The sequence below is a fragment of the Streptomyces sp. NPDC001880 genome, assembly GCF_053594575.1.
Map to the genome: position 1 here is coordinate 63,413 of NZ_JBSFET010000023.1, position 21,177 is coordinate 84,589.

The 21,177-nt window shown below is 69.7% G+C and carries 16 protein-coding genes; 8 read left to right on the forward strand and 8 right to left on the reverse strand.

What is annotated here, in order from left to right; translation table 11 throughout:
* The first annotated feature begins 191 nt into the window (after positions 1–191).
* The 3 genes from ACWCQ6_RS16030 to ACWCQ6_RS16040 all read left to right on the forward strand — a co-directional run bounded on the left by ACWCQ6_RS16030 (position 192) and on the right by ACWCQ6_RS16040 (position 2,764).
* Positions 192–833, forward strand: coding sequence for a DUF6230 family protein (locus ACWCQ6_RS16030; protein ID WP_451089539.1), 642 nt, complete (start codon positions 192–194; stop codon positions 831–833).
* Positions 834–927: 94 nt separating this feature from the next.
* Positions 928–1,500 carry a DUF6114 domain-containing protein gene (locus ACWCQ6_RS16035; protein WP_451089541.1) on the forward strand — a complete coding sequence of 191 codons (573 nt, stop codon included), beginning with the start codon at positions 928–930 and terminating at the stop codon, positions 1,498–1,500.
* Complete coding sequence (locus ACWCQ6_RS16040; RefSeq protein WP_451089543.1) at positions 1,490–2,764, forward strand: hypothetical protein; 1,275 nt, start codon at positions 1,490–1,492, stop codon at positions 2,762–2,764. The genes ACWCQ6_RS16035 and ACWCQ6_RS16040 overlap by 11 nt, the downstream gene beginning before the upstream one ends.
* A 257-nt stretch (positions 2,765–3,021) precedes the next feature.
* On the opposite strand, the gene pyk is transcribed toward ACWCQ6_RS16040, so the two are convergent.
* From pyk to pta, 3 genes are all read right to left on the reverse strand, one after another.
* Positions 3,022–4,452 (reverse strand): pyruvate kinase, encoded by a 1,431-nt coding sequence (pyk, locus tag ACWCQ6_RS16045; protein ID WP_451089545.1) that lies wholly within the window; start codon positions 4,450–4,452, stop codon positions 3,022–3,024.
* Between the two features lie 74 nt (positions 4,453–4,526).
* A complete protein-coding gene (locus tag ACWCQ6_RS16050) occupies positions 4,527–5,798 on the reverse strand; it encodes an acetate kinase (RefSeq protein ID WP_451089547.1) in 1,272 nt (423 codons plus the stop codon).
* 4 nt (positions 5,799–5,802) lie between these two features.
* Positions 5,803–7,926: a phosphate acetyltransferase gene (gene pta / locus ACWCQ6_RS16055; protein WP_451089549.1), complete on the reverse strand. Its 2,124-nt coding sequence runs from the start codon at positions 7,924–7,926 to the stop codon at positions 5,803–5,805.
* Between the two features lie 220 nt (positions 7,927–8,146).
* On the opposite strand from pta, the gene ACWCQ6_RS16060 reads away from it, so the two are divergent.
* Positions 8,147–9,172 (forward strand): ATP-dependent 6-phosphofructokinase, encoded by a 1,026-nt coding sequence (locus tag ACWCQ6_RS16060; RefSeq protein ID WP_451089551.1) that lies wholly within the window; start codon positions 8,147–8,149, stop codon positions 9,170–9,172.
* Between the two features lie 461 nt (positions 9,173–9,633).
* Positions 9,634–10,599, forward strand: coding sequence for a helix-turn-helix domain-containing protein (locus ACWCQ6_RS16065; protein WP_451089553.1), 966 nt, complete (start codon positions 9,634–9,636; stop codon positions 10,597–10,599).
* 25 nt (positions 10,600–10,624) lie between these two features.
* On the opposite strand, the gene ACWCQ6_RS16070 is transcribed toward ACWCQ6_RS16065, so the two are convergent.
* From ACWCQ6_RS16070 to ACWCQ6_RS16080, 3 genes are all read right to left on the reverse strand, one after another.
* Entirely contained in the window at positions 10,625–11,263 is a 639-nt protein-coding gene (locus tag ACWCQ6_RS16070; RefSeq protein WP_451089586.1) for a helix-turn-helix domain-containing protein, read from the reverse strand.
* A 210-nt stretch (positions 11,264–11,473) separates the two neighbouring features.
* Positions 11,474–12,148 carry a response regulator gene (locus tag ACWCQ6_RS16075; protein ID WP_451089555.1) on the reverse strand — a complete coding sequence of 225 codons (675 nt, stop codon included), beginning with the start codon at positions 12,146–12,148 and terminating at the stop codon, positions 11,474–11,476.
* Positions 12,145–13,836: a sensor histidine kinase gene (locus ACWCQ6_RS16080; RefSeq protein ID WP_451089557.1), complete on the reverse strand. Its 1,692-nt coding sequence runs from the start codon at positions 13,834–13,836 to the stop codon at positions 12,145–12,147. Before ACWCQ6_RS16080 ends, ACWCQ6_RS16075 begins: the two co-directional genes overlap by 4 nt.
* A 170-nt stretch (positions 13,837–14,006) precedes the next feature.
* Between ACWCQ6_RS16080 and ACWCQ6_RS16085 the strand changes: the two genes are divergently transcribed.
* The 3 genes from ACWCQ6_RS16085 (at position 14,007) to trxA (ending at position 16,209) form a co-directional block, all read left to right on the forward strand.
* Entirely contained in the window at positions 14,007–15,359 is a 1,353-nt protein-coding gene (locus ACWCQ6_RS16085) for a cation:dicarboxylate symporter family transporter (RefSeq protein WP_451089559.1), read from the forward strand.
* 100 nt (positions 15,360–15,459) lie between these two features.
* Entirely contained in the window at positions 15,460–15,864 is a 405-nt protein-coding gene (locus ACWCQ6_RS16090) for a MerR family transcriptional regulator (protein ID WP_451089561.1), read from the forward strand.
* Between the two features lie 3 nt (positions 15,865–15,867).
* Positions 15,868–16,209: a thioredoxin gene (gene trxA / locus ACWCQ6_RS16095; protein ID WP_451089563.1), complete on the forward strand. Its 342-nt coding sequence runs from the start codon at positions 15,868–15,870 to the stop codon at positions 16,207–16,209.
* An 82-nt stretch (positions 16,210–16,291) separates the two neighbouring features.
* On the opposite strand, the gene ACWCQ6_RS16100 is transcribed toward trxA, so the two are convergent.
* Together ACWCQ6_RS16100 and ACWCQ6_RS16105 are read right to left on the reverse strand one after the other, a co-directional pair.
* Complete coding sequence (locus ACWCQ6_RS16100; protein WP_451089565.1) at positions 16,292–17,935, reverse strand: protein kinase domain-containing protein; 1,644 nt, start codon at positions 17,933–17,935, stop codon at positions 16,292–16,294.
* Positions 17,936–17,981: 46 nt separating this feature from the next.
* A complete protein-coding gene (locus ACWCQ6_RS16105) occupies positions 17,982–21,173 on the reverse strand; it encodes a type I restriction endonuclease subunit R (RefSeq protein WP_451089567.1) in 3,192 nt (1,063 codons plus the stop codon).
* Positions 21,174–21,177 lie beyond the last annotated feature (4 nt).

A 21,177-nucleotide genomic window follows, 5' to 3' on the forward strand; every position in this document is an offset into this window, starting at 1 on the left:
CAGGGCCTGTCCGAGCAGGCTGCGCGCATGCGTGGCCAGTGGTTGTCGCTCGGGGGTGATCGCCGGTGATTCGGACGCGGTTCATGCCTCCGTCCGCAGGCGCTCTCCTTGCCGAGGACGTAGCACTTCTCCCATCCCAGGACGGGCCAGGCCCGGACCGGAGATGTACGTCCGAGAAGGAGGAAAAAAATATGAGTTCCCAGGTTCGTGGCGGCACCAGATGGAAGCGTTTCGCTCTGGTCATGGTGCCGAGCGTCGTCGCGACCGCGGCGGTGGGTGTCGGTCTCGCGCAGGGTGCCCTCGCGGCGTCCTTCAGCGTGTCCGGCCAGAGCTTCAAGGTGCGTGCGGACAAGCTCGTCGGCCATGACTTCGTCCAGTACGGCAGCGTTGCTACCGGCAAGGACCTCAAGGGCGACGATGCGGCGCACGCCGTGGCCGTGTCCGGCTTCAGCGATGCCACGATCACCAACATGTGCCAGTCGGTGGTCACTCCGAACCTTCCGTTCGGCCTCGGCAACGTCACGCTGCAGCTGAACGCGGGTACGAACCCGAAGAAGCCGGTCAAGGCGACCAACCTGTACCTCGATGTCGCCGAGCTCGACGCCGACGCGTACTTCGAGCACATAGACATCGGTGTCGCCGCGGGCGACGTCGGCAAGCCCGGCATCCAGTCCGGTACCGAGAAGAAGGTCAACCCGAACGGTTTCGCGCAGCGCGCCGAGTCGGCGACGCTGACCAACGTGAAGCAGACGGCATGGGCGACCACCGCCGGCACCTTCAAGCTCAGCAACCTGAGCCTGCGGCTGCACAGTGGCGTCAAGGAGTGCTACTAAGCACCCGCCGGGTGGCCGGAGCGCTCCCGAGCGGACTCCGGCCGCCCACCTTTTCTCTTCTCACAGCAGTACCGGTTCCAGGGAGCTGTTTTCCATGAGCCCCGAGTCCACAGGGCAGAACGAGCACTACCTCCGCGTCTTCTGGCGGAGATTCCGCACCTGGCGGGGTAACCGGCCGTTCTGGGCGGGCCTGTTCACCATGGTGGGTGGTCTACCCATCGCGTATTTTCCGTACGCCAACATGCACCTCGGCAACGTCACGCTGGCGATGTCCACGACCGCCGGTGCGGGATCGCTGATCATCGGGGTCCTGCTGATCACGCTGGGCCTCACGATGTGGTTCCACCACATCGTGAGGGTGTTCGCCGGAGTCGCCGCGATCCTGCTGGCGCTGATCTCCATACCGGTCGCCAACATCGGCGGATTCCTGATCGGCTTCCTGTTCGCCCTGCTGGGCGGAGCGCTCTCCGTCTCCTGGGCTCCGGGCGAACCGCCGTCCGAGCCCGAGCTCGTGCCGTCCGGTGCGGCGGGGGAGAAGTCCGGGGAGAGCGGCCCCGGGACGCAGGAGTCCGGACCCGGGTTCCACAGCACGGCAGCGGTGCCCCAGCAGCCGGAGCAGTACGACACGACAGTCGAGGTCGACGGCGGGAGGCATCGTGCGGGGTGACGAGACGGAGCTGAACTCGGCCGGGGAGGGCCTCGGTACGAGAAGCGGGCCGCGCCACGCGGCTCCCAGGAAGTCGTTGCTGACGAAGCTGCACATTCCCGCGGGCAAGGCGTTCGCGCTCGCCGCGATGCCGACGGCCGTCTTCGTGGGCATGGGGCTCACCCCCAAGCTCGCGCTGGCCGACGACAGTTCGGACATTCCCTTCGCGCCCGGCCCCTGTGTGACCCGCTCCGACGAGCCGAGCGAGGAGCCCTCGCCGTCCGCCTCGAAGTCGCCGAGCCCGTCCCCGTCCGCCACCGACTCCGGTGACCAGGGTGACGCGGCGACCCCGAAGCCCTCGACGACCCCGTCCGCGAGCGACGAGGCCGAGCCGAAGGCGAAGGCCGCCGCGGCCGACGCACCCGCAGCCACGCCGAGTGCCTCGCCCACCCCCACCCGGACGAGGAACCCGCTCGACCCGCTGGGCGTCGGCGACGCGCTCAGGGACCTCTTCGACGGACCGGACAAGGAGACGGCGAGCCCGTCCCCGAGCGCGAGCACCGCGACCCCGAAGCCCTCGGGGACCGACACGGCCGACAAGCCCGTCGAGAAGGCCACGGAGAAGGCCACGGAGGAGGCCGCGGACGCCGCGAAGGAGACGGCCGACAAGACCGCCTCCGCGATCCGCGAAGCCGCGGGCAGGGCCGGCAGGACGGTCGAGGAGCTCGACGACAGCGTCAAGGGGCTCGACGCCAAGAAGGACGAGGACATCCCGGACGGCGCCAAGGAGCGCTTCCCGTGTCCGACCGCCGACCCGGAGGCGCTCGCCGCGGCCGATCTGGAGACGGGCATCCCGCTGCTCCCGAACGACCCGTGGATCCTGGAGAGTTCGATGCTCACGCTCAGCGGGCTCGACTACAAGGGCATCGTCGAGGTGAAGACGTACGACGGCACCGTCAAGAAGGCGCTGAAGTTCACCGCGAGCTCCATCGACATCGACAACCTCCACCAGAAGACCGTCGGTCCGGCCGGTACGACGGCCCATGTCGAGGCGCGTAAGGGCTCCAAGTCCACCATCCGCAACGGCACGGTGACGATGTACACGGAGGAGCTGAAGGGCAACCTCTTCGGTCTCATCCCGGTGACGTTCAGCCCGGAGACACCACCTCCGCTGAACGTTCCCTTCGCCTTCTTCACCAAGGTCAAGGTGACCCAGGCCGGCCAGTTCGGCGGCTCGCTCAAGGTCCCCGGGCTGCACAACTACTTCACCGGCGGCAACAACTAGCGCCCCGACAGGCAACGTTCACCCCGTCGCGACGCCCGGCTCGCGCTCTCCCCGCACCGCCCGAAAGCCCGAGTACGTCCAGTACGAGGGCTTCCGGCCGGCACGCCGAGAGCACGCACCGCACGCCGCTCGTTGACGGGCGAACGTTGCCTGCCACGGCACCAGTCGACCATCCGGGAGCCGCGCAGAACTGTGGGCCGCATTCCTGAGGATCTCAGGAATGCGGCCCACAGTCGTGCTCGCGGGTGCCGGGCGGGTCAGTCGCGCGCGCCGCCGCCGACGTGGTGCACCCGCACCATGTTGGTCGTGCCCGGGATGCCGGGGGGTGAGCCGGCCGTGATGACCATGGTGTCGCCGTCGTTGTAGCGGCCCAGCTTCAGCAGCTCGCCGTCGACCAGGTCGACCATCGCGTCCGTGTTGTCCACGTGCGGCACGATGTGGGCCTCGACACCCCAGCTCAGCGCGAGCTGGTTGCGGGTGGACTCGTCCGTGGTGAAGGCCAGGATGGGCTGCGCCGCACGGTAGCGGGAGAGCCGGCGGGCCGTGTCACCGGACTTGGTGAAGGCGACCAGCGCCCTGCCGTTCAGGAAGTCCGCGATCTCGCAGGCCGCGCGGGCCACCGAACCGCCCTGGGTACGCGGCTTCTTGCCCGGCACCAGCGGCTGCAGGCCCTTGGAGAGCAGCTCCTCCTCGGCGGCGACGACGATCTTCGACATCGTCTTGACCGTCTCGACCGGGTACGCGCCCACGCTGGACTCGGCCGACAGCATGACCGCGTCCGCGCCGTCCAGGATCGCGTTGGCGACGTCGGACGCCTCGGCGCGCGTCGGCCGCGAGTTGGTGATCATCGACTCCATCATCTGGGTCGCGACGATCACCGGCTTGGCGTTCCGCCGGCAGAGCTCCACCAGGCGCTTCTGCACCATCGGGACCTTCTCCAGGGGGTACTCGACGGCCAGGTCGCCACGGGCGACCATCACACCGTCGAACGCCATGACGACGCCCTCCATGTGCTCGACGGCCTGCGGCTTCTCGACCTTGGCGATGACGGGGACCCGGCGGCCCTCCTCGTCCATCACCTTGTGGACGTCCTTGATGTCGTTGGCGTCCCGCACGAAGGAGAGCGCCACCAGGTCGCAGCCCATCCGCAGGGCGAACCGCAGGTCGTCGACGTCCTTCTCGGACAGGGCCGGGACGTTGACCGCCGCGCCGGGCAGATTGATGCCCTTGTGGTCGGAGATGACGCCGCCCTCGATGACGATGGTCTTCACCCGGGGGCCCTCGACCGCGACGACCTTCAGCTCGACGTTGCCGTCGTTGATCAGGATCGGGTCGCCCTTGGCGACGTCGCCGGGCAGGCCCTTGTAGGTCGTACCGCAGACCGACTTGTCACCGGGGACGTCCTCCGCGGTGATCGTGAACTCGTCCCCGCGGACCAGCTCGACCGGACCCTCGGCGAACTTGGCCAGTCGGATCTTCGGACCCTGGAGGTCGGCGAGCACGCCGATCGCGCGGCCGGTCTCGGCGGCGGCCTTGCGGACCCGGTTGTAACGATCCTGGTGCTCCTCGTGGCTGCCGTGACTGAAGTTGAAGCGTGCCACGCTCATGCCGGCCTCGATCAGAGCGACGAGCTGGTCGTGGGAGTCGACGGCGGGACCGAGTGTGCAGACGATTTTGGAACGGCGCATGAGGCGGATCCTATCGGTTTGTTTCGCTACGGAATATTCCGTCTGGTGGAAGGTACAAAGGGGCGCGGGGGTGCTCAGTTGTGGGCCTGTCCGACGGGGCCGCGGGCCCGTCCGACGAGCGCGAAGGTCTGGACGGCGATCTCCAGCTCCTCGTCCGTCGGCACCACGGCGACCGCGACCCGCGCGTGGTCGGGCGAGATCAGCCGGGGCTCGTCGGACCGCACGCCGTTCAGGTCCGCGTCCACCGCCAGGCCGAGTTCCTCCAGTCCGGCGACGGCAGCCTCCCGCACCGGTGCCGAGTTCTCCCCGACCCCCGCCGTGAACACCACGGCGTCCACCCGGCCGAGGACCGCCGAATAGGCGCCGATGTACTTCTTCAGCCGGTGCACATAGACGTCGAACGCCAGCGCCGCGCGCTCGTCGCCTTCGTCGATCCGGCGCCGGATCTCCCGCATGTCGTTGTCGCCGCAGAGGCCGACCAGGCCACTCTTCTTGTTGAGCAGCGCGTCGATCTCGTCCGCCGACATCCCCGCGACCCGCATGAGGTGGAAGGTGACGGCCGGATCGATGTCGCCGGAGCGGGTGCCCATCACCAGCCCCTCCAGGGGCGTCAGCCCCATCGAGGTCTCCACGCACCGGCCACCGGCCACCGCCGAGGCCGAGGCGCCGTTGCCCAGGTGCAGCACGATGACATTGACCTCCTCGGGGGTGCGCCCGAGGAGCTCGGCGGTCTTCCGGGAGACGTACGCGTGCGAGGTGCCGTGGAATCCGTAGCGCCGGATGTGGTGCGCGTCGGCCACCTCCGTGTCGATCGCGTACCGCGCCGCGTGCTCCGGCATCGTCGCGTGGAAGGCCGTGTCGAAGACCGCCACCTGCGGCAGGTCCGGTCGCAGGGCGCGCGCGGTGCGGATGCCGGTGATGTTCGCCGGGTTGTGCAGCGGGGCCACCGGGACCAGGCGCTCGATCTCGTCGAGCACCTCGTCGTCGATCACCACGGGCTCGGTGAACCGCAGCCCGCCGTGCACCACCCGGTGGCCGATCGCCGCGAGCTGCGGGGAGTCCAGGCCGAGCCCGTCGGCCGCCAGTTCCTCCGCCGCCGCCTTCAGCGCCGCCTCGTGGTCGGCGACCGGGCCGGTGCGCTCGCGCCGCTCGGCGCCCTTGCCGGCCAGCGGGGTGTGCACCAGCCGGGAGGTCTCCTCGCCGATCCGTTCGACCAGCCCCACCGCGAGCCGGGTGCGGTCGCTCATGTCCAGCAGCTGGTACTTCACCGACGAGGAGCCGGAGTTGAGGACCAGCACGCGGTACGCGTCCGTCCCGGCGGAGCCCTCGGTGGTCGGGTCGGTCATCCGTTCACTCCTCGCTCTGCGCCTGGATCGCCGTGATGGCCACGGTATTGACGATGTCCTGGACGAGCGCGCCGCGGGACAGGTCGTTGACGGGCTTGCGCAGCCCCTGGAGCACCGGCCCGACGGCCACCGCGCCTGCCGAGCGCTGCACGGCCTTGTAGGTGTTGTTGCCGGTGTTCAGGTCCGGGAAGATCAGCACCGTCGCCCGGCCCGCCACCTCGGAGCCGGGCAGCTTCGTCGCGGCGACGCTCGGATCCACCGCGGCGTCGTACTGGATCGGGCCCTCGATCCTGAGGTCCGGCCTGCTCGCCCGGACCCGGTCCGTCGCCTCGCGCACCTTGTCGACGTCGGCGCCCGAGCCGGAGGTGCCCGTCGAGTACGACAGCATCGCGATCCGCGGCTCCACTCCGAAGCGGGCGGCGGTGGCGGCCGACTGCACTGCGATGTCGGCGAGCTGTTCCGCGTCCGGGTCCGGATTGACCGCGCAGTCGCCGTACACCAGCACCTTGTCGGCGAGGCACATGAAGAAGACGGAGGAGACGATCGATGCGTCCCGCTCGGCCCTCCCGTCACCCGCCGCCCTGCCCGACGGGCTCTGCCCGGCCCCCTTCGTCTTGATGATCTCGAACGCCGGGCGGATCGTCGCCGCGGTGGAGTGCACGGCTCCGGAGACCATGCCGTCCGCGAGCCCCTCCTGGACCATCAGGGTGCCGAAGTAGTTGACGTCCGCGACGACGTCGTACGCCAGCTCCACCGTGACCCCGCGGTGCGCCCGCAACTGCGCGTACCGCTCGGCAAAGGTCTGGCGCAGCTCGGAGGCCTGCGGGTCGATGAGCTGGGTGCCGGCGAGATCGATACCGAGGTCGGCGGCCTTCTTGCGGATGACGTCGGGGTCGCCGAGCAGGGTCAGGTCGCAGACGTCGCGGCGCAGCAGTACGTCGGCGGCGCGGAGCACCCGCTCCTCGGTGCCCTCCGGCAGGACGACCCGGCGCCGGTCGGCGCGGGCCTGTTCCAGCAGCTCGTGCTCGAACATCATCGGGGTGACGCGGCCGCTGCGGGCCACCGATATCCGCTCCAGCAGGGCGCCGGTGTCCACATGGCGCTCGAAGAGGCCCAGCGCGGTCTCCGCCTTGCGGGGCGTCGCGGCGTTCAACTTGCCCTCCAGGGCGAAGAGCCGGGCCGCGGTGGGGAAGGATCCGCCGGCCACCGACACGACCGGGGTGCCCGGTGCGAGTCGCGCGGCCAGCCTGAGTATCTCCTCGCCGGGGCGCTCGTCCAGGGTCAGCAGCACCCCCGCGATGGGCGGGGTGCCGGCGCTGTGCGCGGCCAGCGAGCCGACCACCAGGTCCGCCCGGTCCCCGGGCGTCACCACCAGGCAGCCCGGAGTCAGGGCGTTCAGCATGTTCGGCAGCATCGCGCCGCCGAAGACGAAGTCCAGGGCGTCCCGCGCCAGCCCGGAGTCGTCGCCGAGCAGGACCGTGCCGCCGAGCGCCGAGGTGATCTGGGCGACGGTCGGCGCGGAGAGCGCCGCGTCGTCGGGCAGGACCGAACAGGGGACGGGGAGCGTGGCCGTCAGCCGCTCCGCGATGACGTCGCGGTCCTCGGACGCCACCCGGTTCACGATCACCGAGACGATGTCGCAGCCCAGTCCGGCGTACGCGCGGTAGGCATTGCGGGCCTCGGCCCGCACCGACTGGGCGGTCTGGCCCTTCCCGCCGACCACCGCGATCACCGCGGCGCCGAACTCGTTGGCCAGGCGGGCGTTGAGCGCCAGCTCGTCGGGCAGCTGGGTGGCGGCGAAGTCGGTGCCGAGTACCAGCACCACCTCGTACTTCCGGGCCACCTGGTGGAACCGGTCGACGAGCAGGGAGACCAGCTCGTCCGTGCCCTGTTCCGCCTGGAGCGCGGACGCCTCGTGGTAGTCCAGCCCGTAGGCCGAATCGGGGTCCTGGGGGAGCCGGTAGCGGGCCCGCAGAAGCTCGAACAGGCGATCGGGTCCGTCGTGGACGAGCGGGCGGAACACCCCGACCCGGTCCACCTGACGCGTCAGGAGCTCCATGACTCCCAGATCGACGACCTGCCGGCCGTCTCCCCGGTCGATCCCGGTCACGTACACGCTGCGCGTCACGCGTGTTCTCCCGTCCACTTTCGGTTTGGGATGGTATTGCCATGTTGACGATACCCGCGGCGCCACGGACGCCGCCCGCCGGGCGAGGCTCTCGTACCGGGGCCGCGGGGAGCGCGAGGTCCAGACCAGACGTGGGACAATCGCTATGGCTCACGGGTACGGGGGATTGAGTGGACATCCCCCGAAATGCACGGCACTAGCGAGCAGGAGACACAGCACGATGCGCATCGGAATTCTCACCGCAGGCGGCGACTGTCCGGGCCTGAACGCAGTGATCCGGTCGGTCGTGCACCGCGCCGTCGTGGGGCACGGTGATGAAGTGATCGGCTTCGAGGACGGGTTCAAGGGACTTCTCGACGGCCACTTCCGCCCCCTCGACCTCAACGCGGTCAGCGGCATCCTCGCCCGGGGCGGCACCGTACTCGGCTCCGCCCGGCTGGAGCGCGACCGACTGCGCGAGGCCGCCGAGAACTGCGCCGAGCTGAGCCGCCGTTACGGCATGGACGCCCTCATCCCGATCGGCGGCGAGGGCACCCTCACCGCGGCCCGGATGCTGTCGGACGCCGGGATGCCCGTCGTCGGCGTCCCCAAGACCATCGACAACGACATCTCCGCCACCGACCGGACCTTCGGCTTCGACACCGCGGTGGGCGTCGCCACCGATGCCATAGACCGTCTCAAGACCACCGCCGAATCGCACCAGAGGGTCATGGTCGTCGAGGTGATGGGCCGGCACGCGGGCTGGATCGCGCTGGAGTCCGGGATGGCGGGCGGCGCCCACGGCATCTGCCTGCCCGAGCGCCGCTTCCAGGTCAAGGACCTGGTGAAGATGGTCGAGGCACGTTTCGCGCGCGGCAAGAAGTTCGCGGTCATCTGCGTGGCCGAGGGCGCGCATCCGGCCGAGGGCTCCATGCCGTACGCCAAGGGCGAGATCGACCAGTACGGCCACGAGCGCTTCCAGGGCATCGGCAACCGGCTGGCCATCGAGCTGGAGACCCGGCTCGGCAAGGAGGCCCGACCGGTCATTCTCGGCCATGTGCAGCGGGGCGGCACGCCGACCGCGTACGACCGGGTGCTCGCCACCCGCTTCGGCTGGCACGCGGTCGAGGCGGCGCACCGGGGCGACTTCGGCGGGATGACGGCGCTGCGTGGCACGGACATCGTGATGGTTCCGCTCGCCGACGCGATCACACAGCTCAAGACGGTGCCGAAGCACCGGATGGACGAGACGGAGTCGGTCTTCTGAGCCGGTCCGCGCGGCAGCGCCCCGCAAAAACGGCCCCAGAGCCTGTCTGACCATTGCCTTCTGCTGCGCGACGCCCGGCACGCACGCTCGCCGCACCGGGCGTGGACCCGAGTACGTCCCGTACGGGGGCTGCGCCCGGCATGCCGAGAGCACGCACCGGACGCCGCGAAGCCGCCCTCCGGGCGACGAAGGGAATGGACGGACAGGCCCTTGCGGCCCTGACCGTCCCCCCGTGGAAGGTCAGGGCCGCGTGCCGTTCCCCCGGCGCCCGGACCGTTCCGGATGGTCGGATCCGGAACGGTCCGCGGTGCCGGAAACCACTCTTGAGCCGACGGACCCGATCAACAAGGCTTGTCCCTGTCCCGGACATGTCCCAACCTTGTCCGGGTGTGGAATCCAGGGGAGGGGCACAGCACATGGTGGTCGAGGACAGGGCTCCGGATCCTCGTGAGGCGCGCAGCGTGCCCGAGTTCATCGCCCTGTTGCGGGTGCTCAAGGACGCGTCGGGTCTGACCTTCCGGGAACTGACCCAGCGGGCCGACGCGGTGGGGGACGTGCTGCCGCGCTCCACGATCGCCAACATGCTGGCGCGTACGTCGGTTCCGCGCGAGGAGCTCCTCGCCGCCTTCGTACGGGCCTGCGGCTGCGGACCCACGGAGGTCGACGCCTGGCTCGTCGTACGCAAGGAGCTCGCCCTGCACGGGCAGCGGGCCGGGCGGGAGGAGGCGTCCGGGACGGCGGCGGACGCGGCCGCCGGGCATTTCCCGGAGCGGTTCCCGGAGAATTCGACCGAGCCGCCGACCGTTCCGTTTCCGGAACCGTCAGCCGCCCGGCGCGGCCGGTCCCGGACCCTTCTGAAGGCCGCCGGTTCGCTGGTGGTGCTCGGCGCCGCCGCGGTGTCCGTCGTCCTTCTCGTACCGGACGACGAGGACCGGCCGGAATCCCGCCCGGCGACCGGGCCCGTGGCGGGGCGGACGGTGCAGATACGGTCCATGCACTCCGGGTTCTGCCTCTCCGAGGAGCGGGGCAGCGACAGCGGACGGCTGTACCAGGTGCCGTGCGAGCAGGAGACGATCCCGAGTTTCTCCCTCAAGACGCTGGACGGCGGCGCCTGGCGGATCGTGACCGACCACCCGGACTACGGCCTGGGCTGCACCGGAGTCTGGGACGGGATACGGGACGCCGGAGCCGGGCTGCAGGACCAGCAGTGCGGCAAACGCGGCGACGCGGAGGAGTTCCTGATCGAGCCGGTGGGCCGTCCCGTCGAGGGGTACCGCATCCGCCCAGCCCACACCCGTCTGTGCGTCGGTGCCGAGGGGAACAGCAAGGCACGCGGCGCCAAGCTGATGCAGACGAGCTGCGACGGAGCGGACCGGGGGAACCTGTTCTCCTTCGACCCGGTGGCCATGGATTCGGCCGGCGGCTGAGCGCGCACGGGGGAGGCCGGACGGCTCAACCGTCCGGCCCCGGCACTCCCGCCGTCCGCCAGAACCGTTCCAGGATCTCCGCCAGGAACACCCGCCCCGCATCGCCCGTCGACCCGGCCCGCTCCGTACCCGTGCTGCTCCGGATCGGCGTCGACACCATCAGCGACCGGTAGTCGGTGTGCAACTGCTCCAGTACGTCCTGGAGGAAGCCGCGCTCCAACGGCACCAGCTTCGCCACCGCCCGCAGCTGGGCCTGCCAGCGCGTCGTCACCGCGCCGCGCAGCAGCTCCGCCAGCTCCTCGTCCCGGCCGCAGACCGTCACGAACCCGGCGGGCGTCAGCTCCAGCGCCTCGGCGAGTGCCGCGGACTGGCGCTCATTGCCGCGCCAGCGCCCCGATTCCTCCATCCGCAGATACGCGGAGGGGCTCATCCCCAGCAGCCGCGCCAGCTCCTCCACGGCCAGCTCCCTGGCCGCCCGGTGCTCCCCCAGGGTCCGTGCGGCGGTGAGCAGTTCGCCCGGCGAGCACCACAACACCCCGGCCAGTGCCGTGAGTTCGTACTCGCTCGGGCAGGCGAGCCCGCGCTCCCAGGCGACCACCGTCTCGGTGCTGATCCGGAGCCCGTACTGGGCCGCGAGACCGTAGGCGACATGGCCGGGAAGCATCCCCAGGGCCTCGCGCAGTCGGCGCGCGGCGGGGGCGTTGAACGGCGGGGTGGGGTGCACGGCCTCACCGTAGGAGTCAAGGCATGGCATGACTACGGTGTGTTCCACCGATATCCGTGGCTCGTAGGAACGTCCCAAGGACGCTCCCGTACTCCCCGGTGGATCGGCGCGCGACGTCGGACGCGGTGCATCGCAAGGCCGGGCCCGGCGTCAGTGGTTGCGGCTCACCCATCGGTAGTGCAGCTCGGGGCGCCCGATCTGGCCGTACTGCGGACTGCGCACCGCGCGACCCACCGACACCAGATGTTCCAGATAGCGGCGGGCGGTGATCCGCGAGATGCCCAGCGCCTCGCCGGCCGCCGCCGAGGTCGCCCCGTCCGGGGCGGCCCGCAGGGCGCGGGTGACGGCCTCCAGCGTCGGGCCGCTCAGCCCCTTCGGCAGCCGGACCGGCTGCGGTGCGCGCAGTGCGCCGAGCGCCCGGTCCACCTCGTCCTGGCCGCTCGCCTCACCGGCCGCCGCGCGGAACTCCGCGTAGCGCACGAGCCGGTCGCGCAGGGTGGTGAAGGTGAACGGCTTCAGCACGTACTGGACGACACCGAGCGACACGCCCTCCCGGACCACCGCCAGATCGCGGGCGGATGTCACCGCGATGACATCCGCCGAGTGCCCGGCCGCACGCAGCGAACGCAGCAGTTGCAGGCCGTGTCCGTCGGGCAGATACAGGTCCAGGAGCAGCAGATCGACCGGGGTGCGGTCCAGCGCCCGCACCGCCTCCGCACGCGAACGCGCGACGGCCGCCACCGTGAACCCGGGGACGCGGCCCACGTACAGCTGGTGGGCGTCCGCGGCGACGGGATCGTCCTCGACGACCAGCACCTGGATCATGCCGTGGCCTCCTTCGTGATGTGTGCCGGCCGGCCGGCGACGGTCAGCGGGATCCGCACGGTGAACCGCGCCCCGCCGTCCGGGCCGCCGTCCAGCGTGACCGTCCCGCCGTTGCGGTGCACCGCCTGCTGGACGAGCGCCAGCCCGATCCCGCGGCCGGTGCCGTGCGTCGACCAGCCGCGCTCGAAGACCTCGGCGGCGTCCCGCGGATCGATCCCGGCTCCGGTGTCGGCGACCCGCAGCAGCAGTTCGGCCTCCCCGGCGAGCGCGGTGACGGTGACCCGGGCGCGGGCGGCCCGGCCGCTTTCCGGGCCCCGTTGGGCGGGCACGCCACCGGGGCCCGGTACACCGGTCACCGCCTCGGACGCGGCGTCCACCGCGTTGTCGATCAGATTGCCGAGGATCGTCACCAGATCCTGCTGCGGCAGTGTCGGGGGCAGCGCGCCGTCGTCGATCAGGCTGTCGTCCGCGAGCACCAGCTCCACCCCTCGTTCGTTGGCCTGCGCCGCCTTGCCGAGCAGCAACGCGGCCAGCACCGGTTCGGCGACCGAGCCCACCACCCGGTCGGTGAGGGCCTGGGCCAGCTCCAGTTCGGCGGTGGCGAAGCCCACCGCCTCCTCGGCCCGGCCCAGTTCGATCAGCGAGACGACGGTGTGCAACCGGTTCGCCGCCTCGTGCGCCTGTGAGCGCAGGGCCTGGGTGAATCCCCGCTCGGAGTCCAACTCGCCGGAGAGGGCCTGGAGTTCGGTGTGATCGCGCAGGGTCACGACCGTGCCGCGCTGTTCCCCGCCGACCACCGGGCGGGTGTTGACCACGATCACCCGGTCCGCCGTCAGATGCAGTTCGTCGACCCGCTCCTCGGAGGCGAGCAGCGCCCCGGTCAGCAGCGCCGGCAGGTCCAGCTCGACGACCCGGCGTCCGACCATGCCCGGTTCCAGACCGAGCAGCTCCCGGCCCGCGTCGTTGATCAGGGCGATCCGCCGCTGCCCGTCGAGCATCAGCAGCCCCTCGCGCACCGCGTGCAGCGTGGCCTGGTGGTAGTCGTGCATCCGGCTCAGCTCGGCGGCGTTCATGCCATGCGTGTGCCGCCGCAGCCGGGCGTTGATCACGTACGTGCCGATGCCGCCGAGCGCGAGCGCCCCGCCCGCCGCGAGCCCCACCGCCCCGAGCTGCGCCCGCACTTGCGAGGAAACCCGCTCGACCGTGATGCCCGCACTGACCAGACCGGTGATCCTGCCGCCGTCCCGGATCGGGGTGACCACCCGGATCGAGGGGCCGAGCGTGCCGGTGTACGTCTCCGAGAACGTCTCGCCGCGCAGCGCCTGCGCGGTGTGCCCGAGGAACTCCTCGCCGATCCGCCGGGAGTCCGGGTGCGTCCAGCGGACCCGCTGCGGGGACATGATCGTGACGAAGGCGATCCCGGTGTCCCTGCGGACCTTCTCCGCGTACGGCTGGAGCACCGCGGACGGGTCCGGGGTGCGGATCGCCTCCCGTACCGACGGCGAGTCCGCGATCGCCAGCGCGGCTGCCGTGACCTGCCGGGTCGCGGTCTCCTTCGCCTGCTCCCTGCCGGAGACGTAGGCGAAGAACGCGCACCCCGCCACCACGGCCGCCACCAGCACCACCTGCATGGCGAAGAGCTGACCGGCCAGGCTGCGTGGGCGGGTACGGGGACGGGGGAGACGCATGGCCACAGTCTGCCTGGCCGAAAACGCATGAACGAAATGCACGCAATGGTGACGGGTGTCACGGAGAGCGAGATATTCGCCAAGGGTTTTTCCGGGGGCGCCGATCCGCCGGACAGCCCTTGCGCCCCCAGGGACGGGGGAGCGACCCGGACGAACCGAGGAGAAGCCCCGTGGGAGTGGCAGCCGCCAAGCGGGACCGCACGCATTATCTGTATCTGGCCGTGATCGCGGCGGTGGTGCTCGGCATCCTGGTGGGCTTCGCGGCCCCGGGCGTCGCCGTCGAGCTCAAGCCGATCGGCACCGCCTTCGTGAACCTGATCAAGATGATGATCTCGCCCATCATCTTCTGCACGATCGTGCTGGGTGTCGGCTCGGTGCGCAAGGCCGCAAAGGTCGGCGCGGTCGGCGGCCTCGCCCTCGGCTACTTCCTGCTGATGTCGACCGTCGCACTGGCCATCGGTCTGCTCGTCGGCAACCTCCTGGAGCCCGGCCAGGGCCTCCACCTCACCGAAGCCGCACGCGCCGCGGGCGAGAAGCAGGCGGCCGGGGCGAGCGAGTCCACCGTCGACTTCCTGCTCGGCATCATCCCGACGACGATCGTCTCCGCCTTCACCGAGGGCGAGGTGCTCCAGACCCTGCTCGTCGCCCTGCTCGCGGGCTTCGCGCTCCAGTCCATGGGCTCGGCGGGCGAGCCGGTGCTGCGCGGCATCGGCCACATCCAGCGCCTCGTCTTCCGGATCCTCGCCATGATCATGTGGGCGGCCCCGGTCGGCGCGTTCGGCGCGATGGCGGCGGTGGTCGGCGAGACCGGCGTCGACGCGCTGAAGTCCCTCGCGGTCATCATGGTCGGCTTCTACGTGACCTGCGCGATCTTCGTCTTCGTGGTGCTCGGCACGATCCTGCGGCTGGTCGCCGGGGTCAGCCTGATCGCCCTGCTGAAGTACCTGGGCCGTGAGTTCCTGCTGATCCTCTCCACCTCCTCATCCGAGTCCGCCCTGCCGCGGCTCATCGCCAAGATGGAGCACCTCGGGGTCAGCCGCCCGGTCGTCGGCATCACCGTGCCGACCGGCTACTCCTTCAACCTCGACGGCACCGCGATCTACCTCACGATGTCCTCGCTCTTCATCGCCAACGCGATGGGCGACCCGCTGAGCGCCGGTGAGCAGGTCTCGCTGCTGCTCTTCATGATCGTCGCCTCGAAGGGCGCCGCCGGAGTCACCGGCGCGGGCCTGGCCACCCTCGCGGGCGGCCTCCAGTCGCACCGCCCCGAACTCGTCGACGGCGTCGGCCTGATCGTCGGCATCGACCGCTTCATGAGCGAGGCCCGCGCCATGACGAACTTCGCGGGCAACGCGGTCGCCACTGTCCTGGTCGGCACCTGGACCAAGGAGATCGACAAGGAGCGGGTGAACAAGGTCCTCTCCGGCGCGCTCCCGTGGAACGAGCAGATGCTCAACCTGGACGCCGACGCGGGCAGCGTCCCGGGGCCCCGGGACGAGCAGCCCGTCGTGGCGAAGGCATAGTCACCCACGGAGCACGACCGAAAGGGCCGTCGCGGGAATCCTCCCGCGGCGGCCCTTCGCGCTTGCCTTGACGTCCGCGTCAAGGTCTACCGTCGCGGACATGCGAATCGGGGAGCTGGCCGAACGGGCCGGGACGACCACACGGACTCTGCGGTACTACGAGTCACGCGGACTGCTGCCCGCGCGGCGGGCCGACAACGGCTACCGCGCGTACGACGAGGACGATCTGCGGCTGGTCCAGCAGATCCGGACCCTGCAGGACTTCGGGTTCGAGCTGGAGGAGACCCGGCCGTTCGTCGAGTGCCTGCGGGCCGGCCACCCGGCCGGTGACGCCTGCCCCGCCTCGCTCGCCGTCTACCGGCGCAAACTTGGCGAGCTCGACTCGCTCGTCGAACAGCTCCAGGCCGTCCGCACCCAGGTCGGCGCCCAGCTCGCCAGGGCCGAGCTGGAGGCCGGGGCACTGCTCCCCGGCGGTCCGGAACCACGTTGTGAACTGGGAGGATGACAGATGATTCAGGCAGAGGGCGTGGCCGAGGTCACCGACACCACCTTCGACACGGAGGTGCTCGGGGCGGCTCTCCCCGTACTGGTCGAGTTCACCGCCGACTGGTGCGGCCCGTGCCGCCGGCTCGCCCCCGTGCTCAGCGCCGTCGCGGCCGAGCTGGCCGGGCGCATGGAGGTCGTCCAGCTGGACATCGACACCAACCCGGGCACCGCGAGCCGGTACGCGGTGCTGTCGGCGCCGACCCTGATGGTCTTCCGCGACGGCGAGCCCGTGAAGTCGATGGCCGGCGCCCGCCCCAAGCGCCGGCTGCTCCAGGAGCTGGAGGACGTCTTCGGGGCGGCGTGAGGCGGGGCGGCCGTAACGGCCGAACCGGGACAGGCGCGCGTAACCGCAGCGGCCGACCTTGGGTGGCCACTACGATCTGTGTCTACTCGAACCGTGCCAGGCGCTTGATGAAACCGTCGATGTCGGTGAGTCCGGGCGCGTCCGGTCCGCGATACCGGCTGGTCGCGTCCCGGAGCCCGATCGCGGCGGTGCGCGCCCGCGAGAAGCGCTCCGATCCGGCCTCCAGACGCATGATGTGCGCGAGCGCTTCCAGATAGCGGTCGATGGCCATCTCATCGTCCTTGTCCGGGGCCTGCTGGACGTAGGCGCCGAAAGCAGCGACAGCTGCGGTGGTCTCCCCGAGTTCCATCCGGCACTGGGCCGCGTAGAAGCGGCACTGCTGTGCTTCTGCGTCGTCATCGCCGAATCGTCGGCCGATTTCTTCCGCAGCCTGTTCGAAGAGCCTGAGAGCTTCCCGGTGTGCTCCCGCGAGGAACTTCACATGCGCGAGGGAGAGATGCAGGTACTCCGCCAGCCTGCCGTCCGTGGCCCTGGCCGAGGCGGCGACCAGAACATCCGCGGCCTGCGTGAACTGCTTTTTCAGGGCCAGCTCCTCTGCACGCCCTGCCGCCTCATCGGCCTCCGCGTCGGTCAGCGACGAGAGGGAGGGACCTGCCTCCGCAGGCACATCGGGCACCGTCGGCACGTAGGCCCGGCCTCCGACGGAATTGCGGCGCACCGATCCGCCGAACGGCCGGGTGAAAGGCGTGCATGGATCGAGTTCCAGACCGTCAGCCGTCAGCAGACGCGGGGTTCCGAACGGGGCACCCTGGCTTGCCAGGGGCAGCAATGCTTCGTAGACGACCGCAGCCGGCACGCGTTGCTCGGAGTCCTTGTGCAGCATACGGAGCAGAAGTTGTTCGATGTCTACGGGCACATCGGACCGAATTTCCCTGATCGGCGGGGGCGGCGTGTGCACATGGTGCCAAGTGAGGGACCGATCGCCGGTTGCGGTGAAAGGGGTCCGGCCGGTGAGCAGTTGGTGCAGCACACAGGCGAGCGCATAAATGTCCGCCGCCGGACCGACCGCATTGGCCAAGCTTTGTTCCGGGGACATGAAGGCAGGGGTGCCCACCGTCATCCCCTCCTGCGTCAGATGAGGATTGGCCCCCGAACCGAGGAGTGCCGCGACACCGAAGTCGAGGACCTTTACCACCCCTCCCGGCGTGAGCATGAGGTTCGCCGGTTTGATGTCACGGTGTACGACATCGTGGTGGTGGACCTCGTCCAGCGCGGAGGCGATCTGTGCCCCGATGGCCGCAGCCCAGGCCAATGGCAGTGGTTCGTAGTCGTAATCCGTCTCGTCGATGAGGGTCTGTACCTCACGCCCCTTCAGTAACTGCATCACGACATACAGCCGCCCGGTGCCCTCGTCGACCCCTGTGTCGTAGACCGCCGGGAGACCCGGATGCTCGTGCAGCCCGGCGGTCGTGCGTACCTCGCGGAGGAAACGCTGACGTCGGGTCTCCAGCGCCTCATGGTGGGCCGCGTTCTGGACGGCGGCGGCGTACGGGGAGGGCTGTTCGGCAAGCATCATCTTGACCGCGACGCGACGGTCAAGACTCTCGTCATAGGCGTGCCACACCTCACCCATGCCGCCGGAACCGATGGGAGCGTGCAGGCGGTACCGTCCCGCGAGCGCCCTCCCTTGTTCTGTTGCGTCCTGCCCCGGTGCCGAGTCCCCCATGTGGCACGCCTCTCCCTCGTGGTGATGTGCTGACCGTCCGTGCAGGTTACGGCGTGAAGGGTTCCGCTCGCCGGGTTCCGCTCTTCTTCAGCTCCGCCGCCCGCTCGGCGGTGGCCAGCCGGTCCGCCTCACGTCGCGCCGGCCGACGGATCAGGTTGTAGGACTGGGCAGTTGCGACCCGCCTGAACAGACGGTTCACGTGGTCCTCGTCGAAGTAGCGCACCATCAGAGCATCGTTGGACTGTGCCTGCTTGATGACGAAGTCATCCATCTCCTTGGCCAGTTCCCGCCCGTACGTCTCCTCGTCCTGGTGGAGGCCGATCTCCTGCATGTCCGGGTTCTCGGCGATCGAGACCACCAACTGGCCGAGCAGGATCTGGTCCGCAGTGGACAACTCCGCTCCCAGCTCGTCGTTGATGGACTGGATGACCTCGGCGAGAGACTTCTCCTCGATCTCGACGGCCGCGCCCGCCGCCTCAGGAAGCCCCGGCAGCACCTGCGCGCCGACCGCATCCAGCTTCAGCTCGGGTGTGCCGGTCTGCTTGACCCGCATGTGGCTCGGCACGGTCTCGCCTATGTCGGCGGCTGCGGTGCCGTCCGGGCGTGGCAGCCGCCGCAGCAGGAACCGGCCGTACTGGAAGAGCCTCTCGAGCTCACGGTTCTCGAAGCCGATGACGTGCGAGAGCCAGCCGTATGCCTTGACGTACGACTCCAGGGCCCGCCGGAACTCCTCGGCTTTGTCCGGCTCGTTCGCTGCAAGCCCGTTGAAGCGGTCCACGGCCGGGGCTGTGTACTGGTAGAGCCGGGCGTGGGCCTTCTTCACGCGGTCCTCGGAGGCCCGGCCCTCGTCGAATGCGCCGAAGTACGCCTTGATAAGCGCCTCCATGTCGGCTTCCACGAGCAGCTGGTAGGCCATGACCTCATCCTGCCGGTCGAACAGCAGATTGGGCTCGATCTCTTCGGTCAGTGACGTCTCGTAGTACTTCTGGAACGCATCGAGTATCACTTCGGGCTTGTTGGCGAAGTCCAGAACGAACAGATCCTCCTGGGACTTCTCCGGATGTGTACGGTTGAGGCGCGAGAGCGTCTGAACGGCAGCCACATTGGCGAGTGGTTTGTCCACGTACATCGTTGTCAGGAGCGGCTGGTCGAAGCCCGTCTGGTACTTTTCCGCGACGACGAGGATGCGGTACTCGGGCTTGGGTACGGACGGCGGATTCGGATCGTCGACGCGTACGTATCCGAAGCGGCCCGGCAGTTCCTTCTCGGGAAAGCCGTTGAGCTTTGACTCGGTGTACTCGACACCGTCGAGCGTGAGCGCGCCGGAGAACGCGACCAGGGCGGCACAGTCCGTTGCGCCGCGCTCGTCCACGTACTTGCGGATCTCCTGGTAGAGCCGGACCGCATGCTCGCGGCTGGGGGTGACGACCATGGCCTTGGCCCGTCCGCCCAGCTTGTTGGCGCTGTGTGAGCGGAAATGGTCCACCATGATCTTTGCCCGCTGGGCCATCGAAGCCTCGGACAGCAGCGCGGCCCGTACCAGTTTGGAGCGCGCCTTGCGTGGGTCGACCTGCTGCTCGACCTGCTCGGCCGCGTCGTTCTGCAGTTTGAAGTAGGTGCCCCAGGTGGTGTACGTGCCCAGCACATCGAGGATGAAGCCCTCGTCGATGGCCTGGCGCATGGAGTACACGTGGAACGGGCCCGGCTGACCGGTGGACGGATCCGGCGTGCCGAAGAGCTGCAAAGTCTTGGACTTGGGCGTCGCGGTGAACGCGAAGAACGACATGTTCGGCTGCTTGCCCCGGGCGAGTGCCTCGGCGGTCAGGGGGTCGCCGTCCGCGTCCACGGCCTTGGCACCGAGCGCCTTCTTGAGCGCGGCCGAACCGTCGCCGCCCTGGGAGGAATGCGCCTCATCGATGATCACCGCATAGCGGAGCTTGCCGAGGCCGCCGACCTTTTTCAGGATGAACGGGAACTTCTGCAGCGTGGTGATCACGATGCGCGCGGTGGCGCCGGTCAGTGCCTCGGCGAGCTGCGTGGAGTCCTCGTCGATCCGGACGACGACACCGGGGGTGTGCGTGAACTGATAGATGGTGTCCTGGAGTTGCTTGTCCAGCACCCGACGGTCGGTGATCACGATGACCTTGTCGAAGACCGGCTGGTTGGGTTCCATCCTCTTGTCACGCGCGGCCTCCCCGAGCTGGGCCGGGTCCTCCGGGGTATGCAGGGAGGACAGACGGTGCGCGAGCCAGGCGATGGTGTTGGACTTGCCCGAGCCGGCCGAATGCTGGACGAGATAGTTCTCCCCGGCACCGTTCAGTCCCGCGTGCGCGGTGAGCTCCCGCACGGCGTGCCACTGATGGAACCGCGGAAAGATCAGCGGCTGGGTGTGAGCGCTGCCGGGACGGTGGGACGGCGACTTTCCGGCCTTCGCCTGCTCGTCCTCGACATGCAGGTAACGCTCAAGGAGCTCCAGCCAGTTGTCGCGGTCCCAGATCTGCTCCCAGAGGTATGAGACGGGGTATGCCCCGTCCGACAGCTTCGACGGGTTGCCCGCCCCACCGGTTGCACCGGGACCCCCGGTGCCGGTGTTGAACGGCAGGAACCGGGTCTTCGGACCGGCCAGGCGGGTGGTCAGAAACGCCAACTGTGGGTCCACCGCGAAGTGGACGAGGCTGCGCTTGGCAAAGAACAGCTCCTTCGGGTCACGGTCCTTGCGGTACTGGCGGATGGCATGTTCGACGTTCTGCTCGGTGAAGTGGCTCTTCAGCTCGACGGAAGCGGTGGGAATACCGTTGACGAAGAGCGCCAAGTCCACGGACTTGGCCGGAGTTTTCGCGGAGTAGTGGAACTGCCGGACGACAGTGAGACGGTTGGCGTTGTACTGGTCCAGCGCCCCGACGGCCAGGGTGTGGGCGGGCCGGAAGTAGGCGAGCTGGATCTTCACGTTCCGGTCGTTCACACCGCGCCGGAGCACGTCGAGCACGCCACGCTTGTCAATCTGCTCCGCCACGCGCTTGGCGAACCGCTGGATGGACGCGGTCTCGCTCTCGCCGTACTCGGCCCGCAGGCGCAGCCAGGCATCGTTCTGCGAGGCGCCGAGGAAGGTGGCGAGTTCAGCGGTGTCGATGCCGATGTCGTGGTTGTACGTGTTGGACAGGCCCTTGTCCCAGCCGTGGGCCAGCAGCCCGTCCTCCACGGCGTTCTCGAAGGCTTCCTCGGTGTCGTTGCGTGCCATGGAG